General features: G+C 73.5%; 16 protein-coding genes and 1 pseudogene. 7 read left to right on the top strand and 10 right to left on the bottom strand.

All coding sequences use genetic code 11. The features are described from left to right. Positions 1-224 (bottom strand): annotated as a pseudogene (locus NFU81_RS27920) (DMT family transporter); the annotation flags it as partial. 4 nt (positions 225-228) lie between these two features. On the opposite strand from NFU81_RS27920, the gene NFU81_RS27925 reads away from it, so the two are divergent. Then, entirely contained in the window at positions 229-915 is a 687-nt protein-coding gene (locus NFU81_RS27925) for a glycoside hydrolase family protein (RefSeq protein ID WP_251495540.1), read from the top strand. 29 nt (positions 916-944) lie between these two features. Here NFU81_RS27925 and NFU81_RS27930 read toward each other — a convergent pair whose 3' ends face one another. Beyond that, positions 945-2,042 (bottom strand): winged helix DNA-binding domain-containing protein, encoded by a 1,098-nt coding sequence (locus NFU81_RS27930; protein ID WP_251495542.1) that lies wholly within the window; start codon positions 2,040-2,042, stop codon positions 945-947. 20 nt (positions 2,043-2,062) lie between these two features. Between NFU81_RS27930 and NFU81_RS27935 the strand changes: the two genes are divergently transcribed. Continuing rightward, on the top strand, positions 2,063-3,778 hold the full coding sequence (locus tag NFU81_RS27935; RefSeq protein ID WP_251495545.1) for a DUF4132 domain-containing protein: 1,716 nt from the start codon (positions 2,063-2,065) through the stop codon (positions 3,776-3,778). Between the two features lie 283 nt (positions 3,779-4,061). On the opposite strand, the gene NFU81_RS27940 is transcribed toward NFU81_RS27935, so the two are convergent. The 5 genes from NFU81_RS27940 to NFU81_RS27960 form a co-directional block, all read right to left on the bottom strand. Continuing rightward, entirely contained in the window at positions 4,062-4,475 is a 414-nt protein-coding gene (locus NFU81_RS27940) for a hypothetical protein (protein WP_251495548.1), read from the bottom strand. Between the two features lie 82 nt (positions 4,476-4,557). Next, a complete protein-coding gene (locus NFU81_RS27945; protein WP_251495551.1) occupies positions 4,558-5,703 on the bottom strand; it encodes an XdhC family protein in 1,146 nt (381 codons plus the stop codon). A gap of 187 nt (positions 5,704-5,890) precedes the next feature. Further along, entirely contained in the window at positions 5,891-8,272 is a 2,382-nt protein-coding gene (gene pucD, locus NFU81_RS27950) for a xanthine dehydrogenase subunit D (RefSeq protein ID WP_251495554.1), read from the bottom strand. A 5-nt stretch (positions 8,273-8,277) separates the two neighbouring features. Next, positions 8,278-8,754 carry a (2Fe-2S)-binding protein gene (locus tag NFU81_RS27955; RefSeq protein WP_251495556.1) on the bottom strand — a complete coding sequence of 159 codons (477 nt, stop codon included), beginning with the start codon at positions 8,752-8,754 and terminating at the stop codon, positions 8,278-8,280. A gap of 184 nt (positions 8,755-8,938) precedes the next feature. Then, positions 8,939-9,808 carry an FAD binding domain-containing protein gene (locus NFU81_RS27960; RefSeq protein WP_251495559.1) on the bottom strand — a complete coding sequence of 290 codons (870 nt, stop codon included), beginning with the start codon at positions 9,806-9,808 and terminating at the stop codon, positions 8,939-8,941. Positions 9,809-10,074: 266 nt separating this feature from the next. Between NFU81_RS27960 and NFU81_RS27965 the strand changes: the two genes are divergently transcribed. Both NFU81_RS27965 and NFU81_RS27970 read left to right on the top strand, forming a co-directional pair. Next, positions 10,075-11,772 carry a PucR family transcriptional regulator gene (locus NFU81_RS27965; protein WP_251495644.1) on the top strand — a complete coding sequence of 566 codons (1,698 nt, stop codon included), beginning with the start codon at positions 10,075-10,077 and terminating at the stop codon, positions 11,770-11,772. Between the two features lie 191 nt (positions 11,773-11,963). Then, complete coding sequence (locus NFU81_RS27970) at positions 11,964-12,713, top strand: hypothetical protein (protein ID WP_251495562.1); 750 nt, start codon at positions 11,964-11,966, stop codon at positions 12,711-12,713. Positions 12,714-12,889: 176 nt separating this feature from the next. Here NFU81_RS27970 and NFU81_RS27975 read toward each other — a convergent pair whose 3' ends face one another. Further along, positions 12,890-13,717, bottom strand: a complete 828-nt coding sequence (locus NFU81_RS27975) for a GntR family transcriptional regulator (protein WP_422665307.1) — start codon at positions 13,715-13,717, stop codon at positions 12,890-12,892. On the opposite strand from NFU81_RS27975, the gene NFU81_RS27980 reads away from it, so the two are divergent. Both NFU81_RS27980 and NFU81_RS27985 read left to right on the top strand, forming a co-directional pair. Beyond that, on the top strand, positions 13,716-14,534 hold the full coding sequence (locus NFU81_RS27980) for a (2Fe-2S)-binding protein (protein ID WP_251495567.1): 819 nt from the start codon (positions 13,716-13,718) through the stop codon (positions 14,532-14,534). The genes NFU81_RS27975 and NFU81_RS27980 overlap by 2 nt on opposite strands. A 177-nt stretch (positions 14,535-14,711) precedes the next feature. Next, positions 14,712-15,785 carry a DUF2637 domain-containing protein gene (locus tag NFU81_RS27985; protein WP_251495575.1) on the top strand — a complete coding sequence of 358 codons (1,074 nt, stop codon included), beginning with the start codon at positions 14,712-14,714 and terminating at the stop codon, positions 15,783-15,785. Between the two features lie 113 nt (positions 15,786-15,898). On the opposite strand, the gene NFU81_RS27990 is transcribed toward NFU81_RS27985, so the two are convergent. Then, the gene (locus tag NFU81_RS27990) at positions 15,899-16,282 is read right to left on the bottom strand and encodes an ATP-binding protein (RefSeq protein ID WP_308208329.1); all 384 of its coding nucleotides are present in this window, start codon (positions 16,280-16,282) and stop codon (positions 15,899-15,901) included. Between the two features lie 370 nt (positions 16,283-16,652). On the opposite strand from NFU81_RS27990, the gene NFU81_RS27995 reads away from it, so the two are divergent. Continuing rightward, the gene (locus tag NFU81_RS27995) at positions 16,653-19,460 is read left to right on the top strand and encodes a fascin domain-containing protein (protein WP_251495579.1); all 2,808 of its coding nucleotides are present in this window, start codon (positions 16,653-16,655) and stop codon (positions 19,458-19,460) included. 61 nt (positions 19,461-19,521) lie between these two features. Here NFU81_RS27995 and NFU81_RS28000 read toward each other — a convergent pair whose 3' ends face one another. Then, positions 19,522-21,264, bottom strand: coding sequence for a pyruvate dehydrogenase (locus NFU81_RS28000; RefSeq protein WP_251495581.1), 1,743 nt, complete (start codon positions 21,262-21,264; stop codon positions 19,522-19,524). Positions 21,265-21,300: the final 36 nt, after the last annotated feature.

A 21,300-nucleotide genomic window follows, 5' to 3' on the forward strand; every position in this document is an offset into this window, starting at 1 on the left:
GCGGTCGCCGCCGCCACCACCCGTCCCGCCACCACCGCCGCCCCGAGCGCCACCACGCCGCCGCCGGCCACCACCGCCTCGCCGAGCCCGTCGACGGCCTCCCCCAGGCCGGCGGCCTCGGCGACCACCACGAGGCCGCCCGCCACCCGCGCCCCCGTCGAGCCGGCGCCGCCCGCGGCCCCGGCCACCTCGGCCCGCAAGGGCGTCGGGGTGTGGAGCTTCAACGGCGTGAACTCCGCGCTCGGCAAGTCGGGTGCCGCCTGGTACTACACCTGGTCGACCACCCACAGCGGGGTCAGCGGCCCCGGCTTCGTGCCGATGATCTGGGGCAGCGCGAGCGCGAGCACCGGCGCGCTGGCGCAGGCGAAGCAGGCGGGACCGTACCTGCTGGGCTTCAACGAGCCCGACATGTCGGCGCAGTCGAACATGACGGTGGACCAGGCGCTCTCGCTGTGGCCGAAGCTGGAGGCGGCCGGCAAGGTGCTGGGCAGCCCCGCGGTCGCCTACGGCGGTGACACCGCCGGCGGCTGGCTCGACCGCTTCATGTCGGGCGCGAAGGCCAAGGGCTACCGCGTCGACTTCATCGCGCTGCACTGGTACGGCGGCGACTTCAGCACGCCGAACGCGGTGGCGCAGCTCAAGTCGTACCTCCAGGCGGTCTACAACCGCTACCACAAGCCGATCTGGCTGACGGAGTTCGCGCTGATCGACTTCTCAGGCGGCACCCGCTTCCCCACCGACCAGCAGCAGGCCGCCTTCGTCACGTCGGCGGCGAAGATGCTGGACGGGCTGCCGTACCTCCAGCGGTACGCGTGGTTCGGCCTCGGCGCCGACGACAGCAAGCCGAGCAGCGGCCTTTTCCGCAGCGGCGCCGTGGAGACGCCCGCCGGGCGGGCCTTCGAGGCGGCCCGCTGACCCCGGACCGCTGACCCCGGACCGCTGACTCAGCCCGCGGTGAAGGTCACGTCGTGCGCGGCGCCCGGGTCCGCGGCGGCCAGCAGCCGCATGCCGTCCGCGCTGAGCGCCGCCCGGTCCGCGGCGCCCAGCGGAACGAAGTGCGTGACGGCGACGGCCGCCGCGCCCTTGGCCCGGTCGAAGCGCCAGGTGCCGGCGACGAATCCGTCGACCAGGATCGTGCCGCGCACGATGCCGTTGACGGTCATCACCCGGGAGCGGTACGTCTCGGGGACGATACGGGTCCGGTCCGCGTGCGACAGCACGAGGTTGTCGAAGTCGGCGACGAAACGGGCCGGCACCGGCAGGTCGGCGTCGGCCAGCCGCGCGCCCGGCAGGTCGTACAGGGCCCGGCCGTCCTCGGTCCGGTACGCCGGCAGGTCCATCCGCTTGAAGACCTCCCTCAGCCCGGTCAGGCCCGACCACTTCTGCATGTCGGCGGGGCTCGCCGGGCCGTAGGCCGCCAGGTAGCGGCGGACCAGGTCCTCGGGGTCGGGCGCGCTGAGCGGTTCGCAGAGCCAGTCCTCCAGCAGCCCGTACACCGGCTGCCCGCCCGCGCCCCACACCCCGCGCGGCGGCAGTTGCGCCAGCGGCACCCAGGACCGCACCGCGTTGACCAGCGAGGCGGGGTCGGCGTCGGGGAACCGGTCGGCGAACGCGGCCCGCAACTCCGCCGGCGTACGAGGCTGTTCGCGCAGCAGCCCGCGGGCGTGGTCCACGACCGCGTCCCGGTCGGCGGGCGCCGCCCCCGCGGCCCACTGGGAGCTGCGGAAGGACCGCTCCAGCATCGGGCCGATCCAGTGCCGCAACCGCAGCGCGTCCGCCGCCGTCACCAGATGCACGGTGCTGCGCATCAGCACCAGCCGCACGAGCCGCCGTTCGGTCAGCCCCGCGCCCAACTCGCCGAACTCGAACCCGGACAGCCGCGTCCACAGCCCCGGATAGGGGGAGGTGGGTGTCTGTGACTGCAGGCCCATGAGATGCGCGACTGCGTCGGTGACGCCCATCTCGACGTGATCCAGCAGGAGTTGCCGCTCCAGCAGGGTGCGGTTGAGGGTGCGGTCGCTCAGCGGCGGGGTGGTGGCCATGGCCCCTACGGTAGGGGCCGATGCGGACAGTCACGGTCCGCACGACCGGCGAGGGGGACGGGATGGGCTGGTGGCGGCGGTTGCTCCGGCGCGGCGGAAAGGAGGCCGGCAGTCGCGGCCTCCCGCCGACCGCACTGGAAGAGGCGGGGCGGCAGGACGCGCACGCCTTCCCCGGCAGGCTGTCGGAGGCCACGGACCCCGACGCGATACGCGCCCCGCACAGCGGCGCCGCCGTCGCCGCGCTGCCCGCCGCGGAACGGCGCGCCCTCGCCCTGCGGCTCCAGCAGGACCGACGCGCCCTGAGCTGCCACGACCAGGAGTGGTGGGCCGCCAAGGCGCTCACGTCGGTGCACTGCGGCTGGTCCGCCGGGGAAGTCGCGGAAATGCTGCGGCTCGCCGTCACCCGCCCGCCCGACCTCGCCGCGACGGCCTGGGGCACCGGCGGCGAACGCGCCCTGCAACTGCCGCTGGCCGCCCTGGCAGAACTGCCCGCCGACGCGCGCCGCCCCCTGCTCGGCCCCGTCCGCAGCGCACTGGAACTCTGCGCCCCGCACCACGGCACGGGCCGCCCGCTCCCGGGCCGGGAGCGCATCACCGCCCGGCTGCGGGACCTGCTGGGCGCCGACCCGGAGGCCGACACCCTGCTGCCCCCCGGCGACCCGTACGCGGTCGCGGCCCGCTGCGGGCTCGGCCCGCGCCTGTACGACCCGGGGGTCGTCCAACTGCTGCGGCTGTGCACCCAGGACCTCGACGTGCGCCCCGACTACCGCTGGCTCGGCACGGTCCGCGAACACTTGATGAGGTCCTCGACCGCCATCCGCGCGCTGCCCGCACTGCTCGCCGCCGCCCGCGGGCTCCCTGAGGACTGCCCCGACCGGGCCGCTCACCCCGGGGTGCCGGGCGGCCGCTCGCTGCGGCTGCTGGGCGCGCTGGCCTGGGCCGCATGCCTGTCGGGACGGCACAAAGCCCTCATCGAACTGGGGCTGTCGCTGCAGTACCTCAGCGACCACTCCGCCGAGGAGGCGGCCTTCCTTCTGCGCTCAGGCCTCGCAGCCCTGGGCGCGCTCGGCGGCGAGCCCGGCACGGGCGTGCACCGGCGGGTGATCACCGGGCACCCGGTGCAGACGGTGGCGCTGGCCGCGGAACAGCTCAACGTGGTGCGGCGCTTCCCGCCCGGCTGGGAGAGCAAGGCCCTGCGGCACCCGCTGGGCGCCTACACCGCGGTCTTCGCCGTCCACCCCGACGGCGCCGTCACCCTCGGCTTCCGCGCCGCCAAGGGCCGCGTGCGGCCGGGGGTTCCGCCGCACGTGCGGCGCCGGAATCCCGTGCAGTACGCGGCCCTCCGCGCACAGCTCACCCACCTGCGCGACCAGGTCGCCGCCCACCGCGGCACCCTCGCCGAGCGGCTGCACGGCGACCGCGGCACCCCGGCGGCCGAATGGGCCGCCGAATTCCTCGACGAGCCGGCCCTCGCGCAACTCACCCGCGCCCTCGTCTGGCAGGCAGACCTGCCGCGCGGCCCCGTCGCCGGCCTCCCGGTCAGGCCCCGCCACGGCACGGTGTGGGTGCTGCGGGACCTCCGCGGCGTCCACCACGAACTGGCCGACACCACGGTGGTGTCCCTCTGGAACCCCCGCCACGCGGACGCGGCGGAAGTCGCCGCGTGGCGCCGCGAACTCTCCCGCCGCCACGTGATCCAGCCGGTCCCCCAGCTCCCCCCGCCGGGGGCTGGGTAATTGCCACTGGCGGTGGGCGGTCGCTTCCCCCCGGCGGTGGGTTGCGCGCGCAGTTCCCCGCGGATGCGGCCGAGGGCCGGCGGCTCGCCCGTTCGGCGGCCGACGCGGCGTGCGGTCGCCGATGGGTCGGTTGCTGATGGGTCGGTTGCTGATGGGTCGGTTGCTGATCGGTCGGTTGCTGATCGGTGGCGCAGGATGACGTGCGCCGGGCGGAACGGCAGGCCGCGCGGAAAGGTGCCGTCACGGCGTGCTCGGCGTCGTCGGTGTCTGCTGTCGAGGTGACTCAGATGCGGGCGCTCAGCCGCAGGTCGAGCAGGCGGCGTAGTCGGGCAGACGCCCCGCGGAGGGTTCCGAGCCTCCTCACCTCGTCCGCCTCCAGTTCCAGCCGGTCCGCCAGGGCGAGCACGGCGGCGTAGGGCCGTTCGCCCTCGTCGAGCTTGGCTGCCACGGAGTCGAGGACAGCTCGAAGAACGACGGGGTTCGCGCCGGGATGTTCTGCCAGCAGGCGGAGAAGCCTGTTGTCGTTCCAGACGCTGTCTCGGGCCGTGCTCAGCGCCTGGAGGGCTTCGGGCGGGGTGTGGGGATTGGCGGCCAGGGCGTGCCAGACGAAGGGGTACGGACACCGTGCCAGGCGCTGCAGGACGGAGCTGTCGCTCTCGGCACGCGCCAGTGCGAGGTGGTCGGCAGGCGTGGGCACGAGGACGGCCTCTCAGGAGGGTCGAAGCCGTCATCTTCCCACCGCACCTTCGCCGCGGCGGACTCCCGGTACGTCACGGCAGTCAGCGGGTCCCCACCGGGGGGAGGTCCGGGTGGATGGGGGTGTGGGCGCCCTTCAAGGGCATGCCCGAACCACCGTTGCGGTGCGCGATGATCTCCGCGGCGATCGAGAGCGCCGTCTCCTCCGGCGTGCGCGCGCCGAGGTCGAGCCCGATCGGCGAGTGCAGGTGGGCGAGCTCGCCTTCGAGCAGGCCGGCTTCGCGCAACCGGCCGAGCCGGTCGTGATGGGTGCGCGGGGAGCCCATCGCGCCGACGTAGGCGATGGGCAGGCGCAGCGCGAGTTCGAGCAGCGGGACGTCGAACTTGGCGTCGTGGGTGAGGACGCACACGACCGTCCTGGCGTCGAGCCGCCCGGCGTCCGCCTCCGCGGCGAGGTAGCGGTGCGGCCAGTCCACGACGACCTCGGCGGCCTCGGGGAAGCGGCGCGGGGTGGCGAAGACCGGGCGGGCGTCGCAGATGGCCACCCGGTAGCCGAGGAAGGCGCCGGCCCGTACCAGGGCCGCCGCGAAGTCGATGGCGCCGAAGACCAGCATCCGCGGCGGCGGCACGCTCGTCTCGACCAGCAGCGTCAGCGGCTCGCCGCAGCGGCTGCCGTCGGCGCCCATCTCCACCGGTGCGGTGCGGCCCGCGGCGAGCACCGCCCGGGCCTGCGCGGCGGCGGTGGCGTCCCGCACCGGGTCGCCGAGGGTGCCCTGGTGCGCGCCCTCCGGCCGTACCAGCAGTGCCCGGCCGAGCAGGTGGGCGGGGCCTGCGGTGATCCTGGCGACCGCGGCCGCCTCCCCGGCGGCGGCCGCGGCCAGCGCGGCGGCGATCTGCGGGGAGGCGGCCGGGGCGATCCGCTGGACGAGGACGTCGATCTCGCCGCCGCAGGTCAGGCCGACGGCGAAGGCGTCCTCGTCGGAGTAGCCGAAGTGCTGGAGCACCGGCAGGGCCGTGTCACCGGCGGCCAGCACCTCCTGGCACAGCTCGTAGACCGCGCCCTCCACGCACCCGCCGGACACGCTGCCGACGACGGCGCCGTCCGCGTCGACGGCCAGCGCCGCACCGGCGTGGCGCGGGGCGCTGCCGCCGGTCGCGACCACGGTCGCGACGGCGAACGGCCGGCCCCGGTCGCACCAGCGGTGCAGGTCGTCGGCGATGTCCAGCATGGCGCTCAGCTCCTCGGTTCTCGCGGTCCGGCGGTCACTTGACCCCGAGCCTGCCTTCGATGGGGTGCAGGGCGAAGTAGACGGTGAACACGGCGGTCAGCGGGTACGGACGGGATTTGGGATCTGCGTGGCCGGCACGACCCGGGGGACGGCCCGAGACGAACGGTTGCCTTGCGCGCTCGCGCGGCTACGGGCCGGTGAGGTGCTCCGGGCGTACCGGGGTCCGGTTCAGCGCGAGCCCTGTCGCCTGCCGGATGGCGGCGAGCACCGCCGGCGTGGACGACAGGGTGGGTGCCTCGCCGACGCCGCGCAGCCCGTACGGGGCCTGTGCGTCGGCGAGTTCGAGCACGTCGACCGGGATGGTCGGCGTGTCGAGGATCGTGGGGATCAGGTAGTCGGTGAAGGACGGGTTGCGCACCAGCGCGGTCACGGGGTCGACGACGATCTCCTCCATCACGGCCACCCCGAGCCCCTGGGTGGTGCCGCCCTGGATCTGGCCGACGACCGACAGCGGGTTGAGGGCCTTGCCGACGTCCTGGGCGCAGGCCAGTTCGACGACCTTGACCAGGCCCAGTTCCGTGTCGACCTCGACGACCGCGCGGTGGGCGGCGAAGCTGTACTGCACATGGCCGTTGCCCTGGCCGGTGCGCAAATCGAAGGCCTGGGTCGGCCGGTGCCTGAACTCCAGCTCCAGGTCGACGACCTCGTCGTCCAGCACCTCGGCGATGCCGGCCAGCACCTCGCCGCCGTCGGTGACCACCTTGCCGTCCTCCAGCAGCAGTTCCGCGGTGGCCCACGCGGGGTGGTAGGTGCCGAACTTGCGGCGGCCGAGGTCGAGGACCTTCGCGCGGACGGCCTCGCAGGTGTTCTTGACCGCGCCGCCGGTCATGTACGTCTGCCGGGAGGCGGAGGTGGACCCTGCGGACCCCACCTGCGTGTCGGCGGGCTGGATGGTGACCTGGGTGACGCCCAGCTCGCTGCGGGCGATCTGCGCGTGCACGGTGACACCGCCCTGGCCGACCTCGGCCATCGCGGTGTGCACGGTCGCGACGGCCTCGCCGTTGATGGCCTGCATCCGCACCCGCGCGGTGGAGTAGTCGTCGAAGCCCTCGGAGAAGCCGACGTTCTTGATGCCGACCGCGTAGCCGACACCCCGGACGACGCCCTCGCCGTGGGTGGTGTTGGACAGGCCCCCGGGCAGCGCCCGGACGTCGGCCCCCTCGGTGGTCTCCCACTGCCGTTCCGGCGGCAGCGGGCGGGACTTGACCCGGCGCAGCAGTTCCGCGACGGGCGCGGGCGAGTCGACGGTCTGGCCGGTGGGCATCACCGCGCCCTGCTCCATGGCGTTGATCTGCCGGAACTCGACCGGGTCCATGCCCAGTTCGGCGGCGACCCGGTCCATCTGGGCCTCGTAGGCGAAGCACGCCTGGACGGCGCCGAAGCCGCGCATCGCCCCGCAGGGCGGGTTGTTGGTGTAGAGGGCCAGCGCCTCGACGTCGACGTCGTCCACCACGTAGGGGCCGATCGACAGCGACGCGGCGTTGCCGACCACGGCGGGCGAGGAGGAGGCGTAGGCGCCGCCGTCCAGCACGATGCGGCACCGCACATGGGTCAGCCGGCCGTCGCGGGTGGCGCCGTGCTCGTACCAGAGCCTGGCCGGGTGGCGGTGGACGTGGCCGAAGAAGGACTCGAAGCGGTTGTAGACGATCTTGACCGGTTTGCCGGTGCGCAGCGCCAGCAGGCAGCCGTGGATCTGCATCGACAGGTCCTCCCGGCCACCGAAGGCCCCGCCGACGCCGGACAGCGTCATCCGGACCTTGCGCTCGGGCAGTCCGAGCACCGGGGCGATCTGCCCCAGGTCGGAGTGCAGCCACTGGGTGGCCACGTAGAGGTCGACTCCGCCGTCCTCAGCGGGCACCGCGAGCCCCGACTCGGGGCCGAGGAAGGCCTGGTCCTGCATGCCGAAGACGTACTCGCCGCTGACGACCACGTCGGCGCGCGCGGCCGCCGCGGCCGCGTCGCCGCGGACGACGGGCTGGCGGTGCACGATGTTGGGGTGCGGGACATGGCCGATGTGGTGGTCGTCGCGGCCCTCGTGCACCAGGACCGCGTCCGGCGCGGTCGCCGAGGCCTCGTCGGTGATGACGGGCAGCGGCTCGTACTCGACGCGGATCTTGGCGGCGGCCCTGCGGGCGGTCTCCGGATGGTCGGCGGCGACCAGCGCGACCGGCTCGCCGTGGTGGCGGACCTTGCCGTGCGCGAGCACCGGGGTGTCCCTGATCTCCAGGCCGTAGTGCTTGACCTCGGTGGGCAGGTCGTCGTAGGTCAGCACCGCGTAGACGCCGGGGGTGGCCAGCGCCTCACCGGTGTCGATGGACACGATGGCGGCGTGCGCGACGGTGCTGCGCAGCGTGTAGCCCCACAGCATGTCCTCGTGCCACAGGTCGGAGGAGTACGCGAACTCGCCGGTGACCTTGAGGGTGCCGTCGGGCCGCAGCGTGGACTCGCCGATGCCGCCCCGGGTGGCGGAGGACTGGGTGAGGCTGGTGGGGGTCCGGGTGATGCCCATCGCGCTCACACCGCCTGTCCGGTACGGGCGGCCGCCAGGCGGACCGCGTCGAGGATCGTCTCGTAGCCGGTGCAGCGGCACAGGTTGCCCGACAGCGCCTCGCGGATGTCGCCGTCGCTGGGCGACGGGTTGTGTTCGAGCAGCTCGTCGGCCGCGACCAGCAGGCCCGGGGTGCAGAAGCCGCACTGGACGGCGCCGGCGTCCACGAACGCCTGCTGGATCGGCGACAGTTCGCCGTCCGCGCCGGCCAGGCCCTCGACGGTGTCGACCCGCCGGCCCTGCACCTGCCCCGCGGCGACCAGGCACGAGCACACCGGCACCCCGTCCAGCCGTACCGTGCACGACCCGCACTCGCCCTGTTCACAGGCGTTCTTGGAGCCCGGCAGCCCCATCCGCTCCCGCAGCACGTACAGCAGGCTCTCGCCCTCCCATACGTCGTCGGCCTCCTGCTGCCGCCCGTTGACGGTGAAGCTCACGCGCATGACGCGCTCCCCTGCTCGATCTTGTGGTCGGTCCTCCTGCTCACACCCTCCGCGGACGGCCTCGTTCCTCGGCCGGCCACTGCGCGTGCTCGTGCGTCAGCCCTCGATCCTGTGGTCGGTCCTCCTGCTCACACCCTCCGCGGACGGCCTCGTTCCTCCGCCGGCCACTGCGCGTGCTCGTACGTCAGCCCTCAGCTCGGTACTGCTCCCACGTCCAGCCCAACGTCCTGCGCGCCATCACGCCCAGCGCGTGGCGGCGGTAGGCCGCGGTGCCGCGGACGTCGTCGATCGGGTTGGCGGCGCCGGCCACCAGAGCGGCGAACTGCCCCGCCACCGCGGGCGGTACGGGCTTGCGGCTGTCCCACAGGCCGCCCTCGTCGAGGGCCGCGGTCAGGAACTCCTCGGCGGTCCCGGCCCTGATCGGGGTGGGGGCGGCCGAGCCGATGCCGGTGCGGACGGTGCGGGTGTCAGGGTGCAGCGCGATGCCGAAGGCGCACACCGCGATCACCATCGCGTTGCGGGTGCCGACCTTGGAGAATTGCTGCGGACCTGTGGCCTTCTTCAGGTGCACGGCCCTGATCAGCTCGTCGGGCGCCAGCGCGTTGCGCTTGACCCCGGTGTAGAAGTCGTCGATCGGGATCAGCCGGCTGCCGCGTACCGACTCGGCCTCGACCGCGCCGCCGCCGGCGAGCAGCGCCGGGTGGGCGTCGCCGGCCGGCGAGGCGGTGCCGAGGTTGCCTCCGACGCCGCCGCGGTTGCGGATCTGCGGGGAGGCCACGGTGTGGCTCGCCAGCGCGAGACCGGGCAGTTCCGCGCGCAGCCCGGACATGATCCGCGCGTAGGGGACCGAGGCGCCCAGGCGTACGGTGTCCGTGCCGGTCTCCCACTCCTCCAGCTCGCCGATGCGGTTGAGGTCCAGCAGGTGGTCCGGCCTGCGGTGGTCGAAGTTGATCTCGACCATCACGTCGGTGCCGCCCGCGATGGGCAAGGCCGTGGGGTGCTCCGCCTTGGCGGCGAGCGCCTCCTGCCAGCTGGCGGGGCGCAGGAATTCCATGGGCTGTCTCTTCTCCGGGTCCGGGGGCGAGCGGGAGTACGACCGGGGCTGTCCATGTCCTTTACACACTGCGTGAGGCCAGTACACGGCGGCTGGGCCGTCCGGGTGCAGTCACCGAAACCATGAAGCGCTGAGCTGGCCAACAGCCGGGTCTTGTAGATTCCTCTGAAAGAGACGGTGGGGAAACCTCACGGTTTCCCACTGGCCACGTACGGCTCCGGCCAGGCAACGACCCGGCAATGGCACGACAGGACAAGGCGACCACGATGCGGCTGCGCGCGCTCCTCGACACCGAAGCTCTCGGCCTGCAGCTGCTCGGCGGCGAGGCGGAGCTGGACCGACCGGTCCGCGGGGTGATGACCACCGACCTGCGCGACCCGAGCCGCTACCTCACCGGCGGCGAGCTGGTGCTGACCGGCCTGGCCTGGCGGCGTACCGCGGCCGACAGCGACGACTTCGTAACGCTGCTGGCCGCCGCGGGCGTCGCCGGGCTCGCGGCGGGCGAGGCCGAACTGGGCGCGATCCCCAACGACCTGGTGGCAGCCTGCGCCCGGCACCGGCTGCCGCTGTTCGCGGTGGACGAGCGGGTCGCCTTCGCGGACATCACCGAATACGTCGTCCGGCAGGTCTCGGGCGAGCGGGCCGGCGACCTGGCGGCGGTCGTCGAACGGCACCGGCGGCTGATGTCGTCGGGCCCCGCGGGCGGCGGCCCGGACGCGGTGCTCGACCTGCTCGGCACCGACCTGGACCTGCGCGCGTGGGTGCTGTCGTCCACCGGACGGGAGATCGGCGGCGCGGGCCACCCGCTGCCCGCCCCCGTACGCGCGGAGCTGGCCGGCGCCCAGCAGGCCGCGGCCCGCACCGCCCGCCCGGGGCCGTACCGGATCGCGGTGCAGGGGCGTACGTACTCGCTGTTCCCGGTACGGGCCGGGGCCGGCGGGGCCGACGTGCGCTCCCGGGTGCTGTCCGACTGGTTCCTGGCCGTCGAGGCGGACGCCGGGGAGTGGCCGGCCGAACGGCTCGACCTGCTGCAGGGGGTCACCCAGCTCATCGCGGTCGAGCGGGACCGCAGGGACGCGGCACGCGCGGTCAGGCGGCGCCTGGCCGGCGAGGTCTTCGACCTGGTCAGGGGCGGCGCCGCACCCGCCGAGGTCGGGGCGCGGCTGCGGGCCGCCGCACCCGTGCTGGTGCCGGGGGCGGGCGGCGAACCGCACTGGCAGATCGTGATCGCCAAGGTCGAGTGGGCGGGCGGCGAGGTGCCCGCGGGGCCGGCGGCACAGGCGCTGCTCGAAGAGGTGCTGGCCGACCGGGCCGCGCAGGGCGGCGACGGGACCGACCGGATCGCCGTGGCGCACGTCGAGGACAAGGCGATGGCGCTGGTGCCGCTGACCGCCGGCGCACCCGTCCCCGGGTCGGGCGCCGACGCCTGGTCCGGCCCCGGCCCCGGCATGACAGGGGCCGCCCCCGAACCGCTGCACGCCGAGGCGCTGCTCGGCCTGCTGCGCGGGCCGCTGAGCCGGGGCCTGGGCGACGACGGCCGGCTCACCGTCGGCGTCAGCGCCGCCGTCCACTCCCCCGAGGGCCTGCGCGGCGCCCTGGAGGAGGCCCGGCACGCCCGCCGGGTCGCCGCCGCCCGCCCGGGCAGGGTGTGCGTCGCTGGCCACGAGGAGCTGGCCTCGCACGTCCTGCTGCTGCCGTTCGTGCCCGACGACGTCCGCCGCGCCTTCACCGCCCGGCTGCTGGACCCGCTGCGCGCCTACGACCGCAGGCACCGCTCGGAACTCATCCCGACCCTGGAGGCCTTCCTCGACTGCGACGGTTCCTGGACCCGGTGCGCGAGCCGGCTGCACTTGCACGTGAACACCCTGCGGTACCGGATCAGCAGGATCGAGCAGCTGACGGGCCGTGACCTGGCCCGACTCGAGGACAAGCTGGACTTCTTCCTGGCGCTGCGGATGAGTTAGTGATCCCGTTCACAAGATGTGATCTCCAGCCCCTTGGCGGGAGGCCCCGGCGCATGTTGAACTTCCGCCACCGGCAGGCACGCGGACAACTGCCGGACATGTGCACCCGATACCGGCCCGCGCCGGACCCCGTCCGCATCTGAACGGCACGCACTTCGCACTGGCTCGACGACGCGCTTGGGGGAGAAGCTGTGGCGGAAACCGCCCTGTCGGAATCTGTGGTCGGGGTACCGGACGTATGGCGGCTGCGGGCACGCGGCTGCTGGGCGGAGGCGGCGGCGCTGCTGGCGCCGCACTGCGCCGACGACCCGGGGGCCGCGCTGCGGCGGGCGGAGCTCCTCATCGAGGGCTGCTTCTACCACCTCGACGGGTGGGCGGAGGCGGAGGACGCGCTGCGGGTCGCGGAGGCGGTCGCGGGCACCGACGAGGAGCGCGGGGCCGCGGCTTCCGAGCGCGGCTTCCTGGCGTACGGCGCGACGCTGCACTCCGTACGGGACCGGGCCGACGAGGCGCGCTCCGCGTTCGGCCGCAGCGCCGCGCTGCTGTCGCCCGGGTCGCCCGGACGGCCGCTGCTGGACTTCAGGCGCGGGCTCGTCGCCGAGAACATCGCCGAGAACCCGGCGGCCGCGCGGGCCGCCTACCGGCGGGCGCACGCAGGCGCGGTGGCGCACGGGGACGCCTTCCTCACGTCCTTCACGTGGCGGCATCTGGCCGGGCTGGCCGCGGCCGACGGTGACCTGGCCGAGGCCCGGCACGGTTTCGCGGAGTCCCTCCGGCTGCGGGTCTCCCTCGGCCACCTGGTCGGCACGGCGCCCGCGCTGCTCGCCCTGGCCGAGGTCTCCTCCGACGACGAGGCGACCCCGCTGCGCGCGGAGGCGGCCCGCCTCTTCACCCTCCTCGGCGCGATCCCCACCTGGCTGGCCCCGTCCTTCCCGACCTAGCCCCTCCGGGGCGGGTCCACTCCAGGCGGCGCGCCTGGGCTGACTGCCCCTCGCGGCGGCACGGCTTCTTTCCCCCGGCGTGTGGTTGCGCGCGCAGTTCCGGGAACTGCGCGCGCAACCACCACCGCGCCGCAGGCAGGCAGCGCACCGCAAGGGGCAGGGACGGGCGCTGCCCGTCAGGGGCAGGAGGCGAGGTGGGCGCGGAGGAGGGGTTCCGCACCCCCGCCCCCGCCAAGCGCAGCGAGGAGCACGGCGTGGTGCGCCGCATGCGCGGAAAGGCTCGGGCGCGGGGCCTGCACAGGCCCCGCGGTGGGCCACTGCGCCCGCCGATGCAGATCGTCCGCGACAGCGACAACGTGGGGGTTCCCCCCGAGTCCGAGCAGCGCCCGGTGAAACGCGCGGTCCGCCTCCGCGTAGCCCGCCCGGGAGCCGGCCGCCGCCGCGGCCACCCCGGCCTCGGCCGCCGGCCGCAGCTCCTCCCACCGCGAGGTGGGAAGTGATCGGGCCAGCCCGATCACGACCGGCACCTCCACCAGCATCCGCACCTCCGCGATCTGCGCGAGTTCGCGCTCCCCGTAGCAGACCACCCGGAAGCCGCGGTTCGGCAGCACCTCCACCGCACCCTCCTTGGCCAGCAGCTGCATCGCCTCGCGCACGGGTGTCGCGGACACCCCGTAGCGCGCGGCGAGGGCGGGTCCCGAGTGGACGGAGCCGGGTGGCAGCTCGCCGGCGAGCAGCGCGTCCCGCAGCTCGGCGAGGACCTGGTCGCGTACCGAGTGCCGTTCCGGCATCCGGCGCGGCGCGGGCAACGGCGCCCGGCCGGCCTGCGCGGGCGCGACGGATTCCATCGGTCGCCACCCCCTCTCACCTCGGTCGGAACCGCTCACGGGCCAGGCGGTCACCCGCCCGGCGTATTGCGGTGAGCTTAGCCTCCGCCCGTACACGTTAAGGTAAGGCTTACCTCCCCCGGTGATCCCCGGCCCTGTATCGGACGGTTCCCGCATGCCCGTGACCACCCCCGCCTACGCCCGCCTCTCGGCCGCGTTCCCCGGCCTGCGGGTGACCGAGGGCGAGCCGCGGTCCGGTGCCGGCTGGGTCAGCGCGGAGCAGCTCGCGGCGGGCGGTACGGTCCTGGACGCCTTCGCCGGGTGGGACGCCGAGCAGATCGCCAGGGACCACGGCCGCGCCCCGCGGCCCGACGTCGCCGCGGCTCTGGCCCTGCACCGCTACGCCTGGCCCGCGTGCCTGCTCTTCACGGTGCCGTGGTTCCTGCACCGCCGGGTGCCGCGGCTGCCGGTGGCCGACGTGTCCTTCCACCGCGCGTCCGGCCGGATGACCGTACGCACCCGCTCCTTCGGCTGCCTGCCGGACGACCCGGCAGCGGCGCTGCCCGGCGCCCGGGTGCTGCCCACCGAGGCGGCGCTGCGCGACGAACTGCGGGCGGCGATCGCCGAGCATCTGGCGCCGGTGCTCGACGCGTTCCGGCCCCGGCTGCGGCGCGGGCCGCACGCCCTGTGGGGAATGGCGACCGACGAGATCACCGAAGGCCTCTGGTACGTCGGCCGCCTGATGGGCCGTGAGGAGCGTGCGGTCGCCGACCTGACGGCGCTGCTGCCGGGCGGCACCGCCCCCTACGCAGGCGGCGCCCACTTCCGCGGCGCCGACCAGGCACATCGCACTCCCGACGCGGCGGAGGGCGGCTGTTCCCGCGACCGCCTGACGTGCTGCCTGTTCTACACCGTCAGCCCGGAGCGGACCTGTGCGACCTGCCCGCGCGGGACCGGGACCGACCGAATCAGGCGCCGCGCGTCGGTCGCGTGATCGATCACGCTACGCTTTCGCTCAACTCAGCGGTTGTGGCACGCGAGTTCGACCAAAGTCATCATTGGCGGGACTCTTGTGCCATAACGTCTGCACTCACCCGCGCTCTTCGCAAAGATGTCGGCCGTAAGCCGTCCCGCGGCCCGAGCGCGACGGAAGCGACACGAGGAAACGCACATGAGAGACATATCACTGGACTGGGTGCTCTCGGGCATCGTCGGCCTGGTCGTGCTCGCGGCCTGTGCCGTCGTGTTCCGCAGCCGCCGTCCGACCACGGACAAGAACGCCCCCGCCGACTCGTGGGAGCGCAGCGAGGAGCGCCGCCGCCGCAAGGAGGCGATCTACGGCAGCGCGTCGTACGTGCTGCTGTTCTGCTGCGCCGCGGTGGCCGCCGCACTGTCCTTCCACGGCCTTGTCGGCTTCGGTCGGGAGAACCTGAACCTGACCGGCGGCTGGGAGTACCTGGTGCCGTTCGGCCTGGACGGGGCGGCGATGTTCTGCTCGGTGCTGGCCGTCAGGGAGGCCAGCCACGGTGACGCGGCGCTCGGTTCGCGCATGCTGGTGTGGCTGTTCGCCGGCGCCGCGGCCTGGTTCAACTGGGTGCACGCGCCGCGCGGGGTGGACCATGCCGGTGCTCCGCAGTTCTTCGCCGGGATGTCGCTGTCGGCCGCGGTGCTCTTCGACCGGGCGCTGAAGCAGACCCGCCGGGCGGCGCTGCGCGAACAGGGCCTGGTGCCGCGCCCGTTGCCGCAGATCCGGATGGTGCGCTGGCTGCGGGCTCCGCGCGAGACCTTCGCCGCCTGGTCGCTGATGCTGCTCGAAGGCGTGCGGTCGCTGGACGAGGCGGTCGAGGAGGTCCGCGAGGACAAGCGGCAGCGCGAGCACAAGGAGCTGCGGCAGCGCGACCACGAGCGGCTGGAGCGCGCCAAGATCAAGGCGCTGAACCGGTCGAACAGGCCCTGGCCGCGCGGCGGCAGGGGCGGCCGGCAGGTGGAGCTGCCCGCGGCGAGCGCGGCAGGCGGCCAGGCCGCATCGGAGCCTGCCATAGGAACCGCGGCGGAACTCCCGTCCGCGGAGCTGCCGGTGCGCTCCCGGCCCGCGCTGCAGCCGGTGCGTGAGGAGGCGCAGCCGTCGACGGCGGGTGCGGCGCCCTTCGCGATCGACCTGACGGCGGAGGACGACACCATGACGCTGCCGCGGCTCGACTCGCTGGAGCGCAAACTGGAGGAGATGGAGCGGCAGTTCGGCTGACCGGACTTCCGTTCACCGCAGCACGCAGCCGCGTACGGGCATGGGTCGCCCGTACGCGGCTCGCTGCTTCCCGGGCGGTGCGGCCGCCGCCCGTACGGACCCCGGGTCGGGCGTCACGCGGCCCTGGCGCCGAGTTCGAACCACACCGTCTTGCCTGCGCCGCGCGCCTGGATGCCCCACGTGTCGGCGAGCGCCTCGACGAGCAGCAGTCCGCGGCCCGAGGTGGCGTCGTCCGCGGGGGGCACCGCGCCCTGCGGACGCGGCGGCGGGCGCCTGGCCAGGGTGTCGTGCACTTCGACCCGCAGCCGCCGCGCCGGTCCCTGCGAGAGCGTCGCGGTCAGGACCGCGCCGCCGCCGGTGTGCTGGAGCGCGTTGGTGACGATCTCGGTGGCGAGCAGTTCCGCGGTGTCGGCGAGCGCCGGCACCCCCCACTGCCGCAGTTGGTCCCGCAGCCGTCTGCGGGTGTCCGCGACGGCGCGCAGATCCGCGCGCGCCACCGCGTACCGTAAGCGATTCCCCGTAGTGTCCGTGGGCCTCCCCCGTTCTGGTCCGGACCGATCCCCCCTGTCGTAAGGCATGCCCATCGGTGCCCGGTGCCAGTCCTTCGGACGGCTGCGGCCACCGTCGTACGCCGCCCTCGGTGTCGCCGGGTGAACGGCACATTACCGCCGGACCGCATATAGGTCCGATGTATGACGGGTGGAAGCCTTGACACGGCCCTCCCCTGCCGCCACTGTGTGGCCCATTCATCCCCTGTGTTTCTCGGATGTTGCGCCTGTGCCACACGTCCTGTTGCCTCAGGAGGACCCACTCGTGAACCGAAAGCCCCACACTTTCGGCAGACGCCGAATGATCCGACCATCAGCCGTGGCTACGACCGCACTGCTCGCGGCCGGGCTGCTCGTACCCGCCGTCGCGCCGACCGCGAATGCGGCGACCGCGACCACCGCGTGGCAGAACGGCAGCTTCCACGTCGACACCCCCAATGTCGTCCGCCGTTCCGACATCGTGCTCGGCGCACCCAACAACCAGGCGGCGCAGTCGCTGCCGCTCGGCAACGGCTCGCTCGGCGTCGCGGCCTGGGCCGCCGGCGGCTTCACCGCGCAGCTCAACCGGGCCGACACCCTGCCGGGCCGCAAGTCCCCGGGACAGGTGCAGATCCCCGGCCTGTCCAAGCTCACCGGCGCCGCCGACTTCCACGGCACCCTCGACCTGTACACCGGGGTGCTCACCGAGACCGGCGGCGGTATGACGCTCAAGGCGTGGGTGTCGGCCACCAAGGACGAGCTGATCGTCGACGTGACCGGCGCCGACCCCGACACGGCCCAGTCCGCGACGGTCAGCCTGTGGTCGGGCCGCAACCCGCAGGCAGCCGTGTCGGGTTCGATCGGCACCCTGGCCGAGACCTGGGTGGACAACCAGGAGGCCGGCGCGTCCGGCCGCACCTTCGGCTCGCTGGCAGCGCTGTCCGCGGGCGGCCGCAACGTGTCGGCCCAGGTGGTCAACAGCACCCAGGTGAAGGTCGACTTCAGCCCGAACACCGACGGTTCCTACCGGGTGATCGCCGGCGCACCCACCTGGACGGGCGGCAACGCCGGCAGCACCGCGTCGGGCCTGCTCGGCTCCGACGCGACCGCCGCGGAGTCCTCGCTGCTGGGCACCCAGCAGTCCTGGTGGGCCAACTTCTGGGCGAACAGCGGCATCCTGGAGGCCAACTCGGCCGACGGGCAGGCCCAGTACATGGAGACGCTGCGCACCATCTACCTGTTCATGGAGGCCGCCTCCATGCGCGGCACCATCCCGGGCAGCCAGGCGGGCGTCGCCGACATGTTCAACTTCGGCCAGGACCACCAGAACTGGACGCCGTCCGCGACCTGGCTGTGGAATCTGCGCACCCAGATATCGGCCAACATGTCGTCGGGCAACTTCGCGCTGAACATCCCGATCTTCAGCCTCTACCAGAACAACCTGGCCGCCATCGAGGCCTGGACCAAGCAGCAGATGGGCGGCCTGCCCGGCGCCTGCGTGCCCGAGGTCATGCGCTTCAACGGCAACGGCGGCGACCCCAACCCCGGGGCCAACGGGGCCTGCAGCCAGCCCGGCAGCCCCAACTGGAACGCGCTGGACATCACCTCGGGCGCCGAGATCAGCCTCTACGTGTGGCAGCAGTACCAGGACACCGGTGACCTGAACTTCCTGCGCACGTACTACCCGCTGATGAAGGACTCCGCGATCTTCCTGCTGGCCTACCAGAAGGTCGGCTCGGACGGGAAGCTGCACGCGGTCGCCAACGCGCACGAGACGCAGTGGGCGGTGCAGGACCCGACCACCGACCTGGCGGCGGACGCGGCTCTCTTCCCCGTGGTGGTCAAGGCAGCCCAGTTGCTGAACACGGGCGACACCACGCTGATCAACCAACTGACCACCGCACAGGGCCAGATACCGCCGTGGGCGCGTACGGACTACGGCCGCACCCAGGTGCTGCCGCCATCCTCGGACGCGCAGAACAACAACATGATCGCGGACTCCTACCAGCCGACCGCGCAGATCAGGAACAGCGAGAACATCGGCCTCGAACCGGTATGGCCGTACAACCTGATCACCGACGACCCGGGCGCGCTGCACGACCTCGGCGTGCGCACGTACAACCACCGTCCGGTGACCGGCGGCAACGACTGGAGCATGGACGCGATCGACGCGGCCAGGCTCGGGCTCGCCAGTGAGGTCGCGGCCAAGCTGGTGTCCATCACCCAGGGACACCAGGTCTACATCAACGGCCTGGCCGACCTCGGCAACAGCGTCGGCACCGAGGGCTACATCGAGCAGATGTCGGGCGTGGCCACGGCACTGAACGAGGCGCTGGTGCAGGACTACGACGGGCTGCTGCGGATCGCACCGGCCTGGCCGTCCGGCTGGGACGCCGCCGGCACCGTGTCGGTGCAGGGCAACACCAAGGTCGATGTGCAGGTGCAGGGCGGCACCCCGGTCACGGTCGCCATCCAGGCCGGGTCGTCGCAGACCATGCGCGTGCGCAACCCCTGGCCGGGCCAGGCCGTCCAGGTCGTCAACGGCTCGTCCGGCGCGGTCGTGGTGGCGTCCACCACCGCGGGCACGATCAACGTGCCCGTCTCCTCCGGGCAGTCCTACCTGGTGGAGCGGACGTCCGCACCGACCTCCTCGCTGCCCTACGCCCAGGTCGGCGGATCCCCCGCGACCGCGGCCCGGCACCTGGGCAACGTCCAGGTCGGGCTTGACGGCGGCGGCACCAACCCCGGCAACGGCACGGTGATCTCGCTGCGGGCGCACGCCAACGGCGACTACGTCACCGCGGACAACGCGGGCGCGGCGCCGCTGATCGCCAACCGCACCGCGATCGGGCCGTGGGAGCAGTTCGACGAGATCGACCAGGGCGGCGGCTACATCGCGCTGCGCGCCCACGCCAACAACAAGTACGTCACCGCCGACAACGCCGGCGCCGCACCCCTGCTGGCCAAGGTCGACGCGGTCGGCACCTGGGAGCAGTTCCAGCTGATCCACAACGGTGACGGCAGCGTCAGCCTCAAGGCGCGGGTCAACAACAACTACGTGACCGCGGAGAACGGCGGCAGCTCGGCGCTGATCGCCAACCGCACCGCGATCGGCCCCTGGGAGGAGTTCGACCTGATCACCGGCTGATCACCGGCTGATCACCGGCTGACCGCAGCCCGCACGCAGTGTGCCGCGCCCGTGAACGACCCTACGGGCGCGGCACATTGCGCAGGTTGGCGCGGGCCATCTGCACCATCCGGCCGACACCGCCGTCCAGCACCACCTTGCCGACCGACAGCGCGAAGCCGCCGATCTGCTCACCGGTGATCTTCGGCGGGAGGGACAGCGCATGCGGGTCGGTGACCACGTCGACCAGCGCGGGACCCTTGTGCCGGAAGGCGTCCCTGAGCGCCGAGCGCAGCTCCTTGGGCTTCTCCACCCGCACCCCGTACGCCCCCGCCGCGCGGGCCACCGCCGCGAAGTCCGGGTTGTGGTTGGTGGTTCCGTACGCCGGCAGGCCCTCGACCATCATCTCCAACTCGACCATGCCGAGTGAGGAGTTGTTGAACAGCACCACCTTCACCGGCAGGTCGTACTGCACCAGGGTGAGGAAGTCGCCCATCAGCATGCTGAATCCGCCGTCGCCCGACATCGACACCACCTGCCGCCGCCGGTCCAGGAACTGCGCGCCGATCGCCTGCGGCAGCGCGTTGGCCATCGAGCCGTGGGTGAACGAGCCGATCACCCGGCGGCGGCCGTTGGGCGTCAGATAGCGGGCCGCCCACACGTTGCACATCCCGGTGTCGACGGTGAAGACCGCGTCGTCCGCGGCCTCCTCGTCCAGCACCGAGGCCACGTACTCCGGGTGGATCGGCACGTGCTTGTCGACCTTGCGGGTGTAGGCCTTGACGACGCCCTCCAGCGCGTCGCTGTGCTTCTTCAGCATCCGGTCCAGGAAGCGCCGGTCGGACTTCTCCCGCACCTTCGGGGTCAGGCAGCGCAGCGTCTCCGCCACGTCGCCCCACACCGCCAGGTCCAACGTCGACCGCCGGCCGAGGTGTTCGGGGCGGACGTCGACCTGCACGATGGTCACGTCGTCCGGCAGGAAGGCGTTGTAGGGGAAGTCGGTGCCCAGCAGGAGCAGCAGGTCGCACTCGTGCATCGCCTCGTACGCCGCCCCGTAGCCCAGCAGTCCGCTCATGCCCACGTCGTAGGGGTTGTCGAACTGGATCCACTCCTTGCCGCGCAGCGCGTGCCCCACCGGCGACTTGACCCGCTCGGCGAAGGCCATCACCTCGTCGTGGGCGCCCGCGGTGCCGCTGCCGCAGAAGAGGGTGACGCGGCGGGCGCCGTCCACCAGCCGGGCCAGGGCGTCGATCTCCGCGTCGCCCGGCCTGACCGACGGCCTGCGGGTCACCAGCGCGTGCTCGATGCTGCGCTGCGGCGCCGGGTGCGCGGCGATGTCGCCCGGCAGGGTGATCACCGAGACCCCGCCGCGGCCCACCGCGTGCTGGATCGCGGTCTGCAGCACCCGCGGCATCTGCTGGGCGCTGGAGATCAGCTCGCTGTAGTGGCTGCACTCCGTGAACAGCCGGTCGGGGTGCGTCTCCTGGAAGTAGCTGGTGCCGATCTCGCTGCTGGGGATGTGCGAGGCGAGCGCGAGCACCGGGGCCATCGAGCGGTGGGCGTCGAACAGGCCGTTGATCAGATGCAGGTTGCCCGGGCCGCAGGAGCCGGCGCAGGCGGCGAGCCGCCCGGTCAGCTGGGCCTCGGCGCCCGCCGCGAAGGCCGCCGTCTCCTCGTGCCTGACGTGCACCCATTCGAGCGAGCGGTTGCGGCGGACGGCGTCCACCACCGGGTTCAGGCTGTCGCCCACCACCCCGTAGAGCCGCTGCACGCCCGCGCGCACCAGGATGTCGATGAACTGCTCGGCCACGGTCTGCTTCGCCATGTACCCATCTCGCCACGGCCCCCGCGCGGGCGCATC

The sequence above is a fragment of the Actinacidiphila cocklensis genome (assembly GCF_907177275.1).
Lineage (GTDB): Bacteria > Actinomycetota > Actinomycetes > Streptomycetales > Streptomycetaceae > Actinacidiphila > Actinacidiphila cocklensis.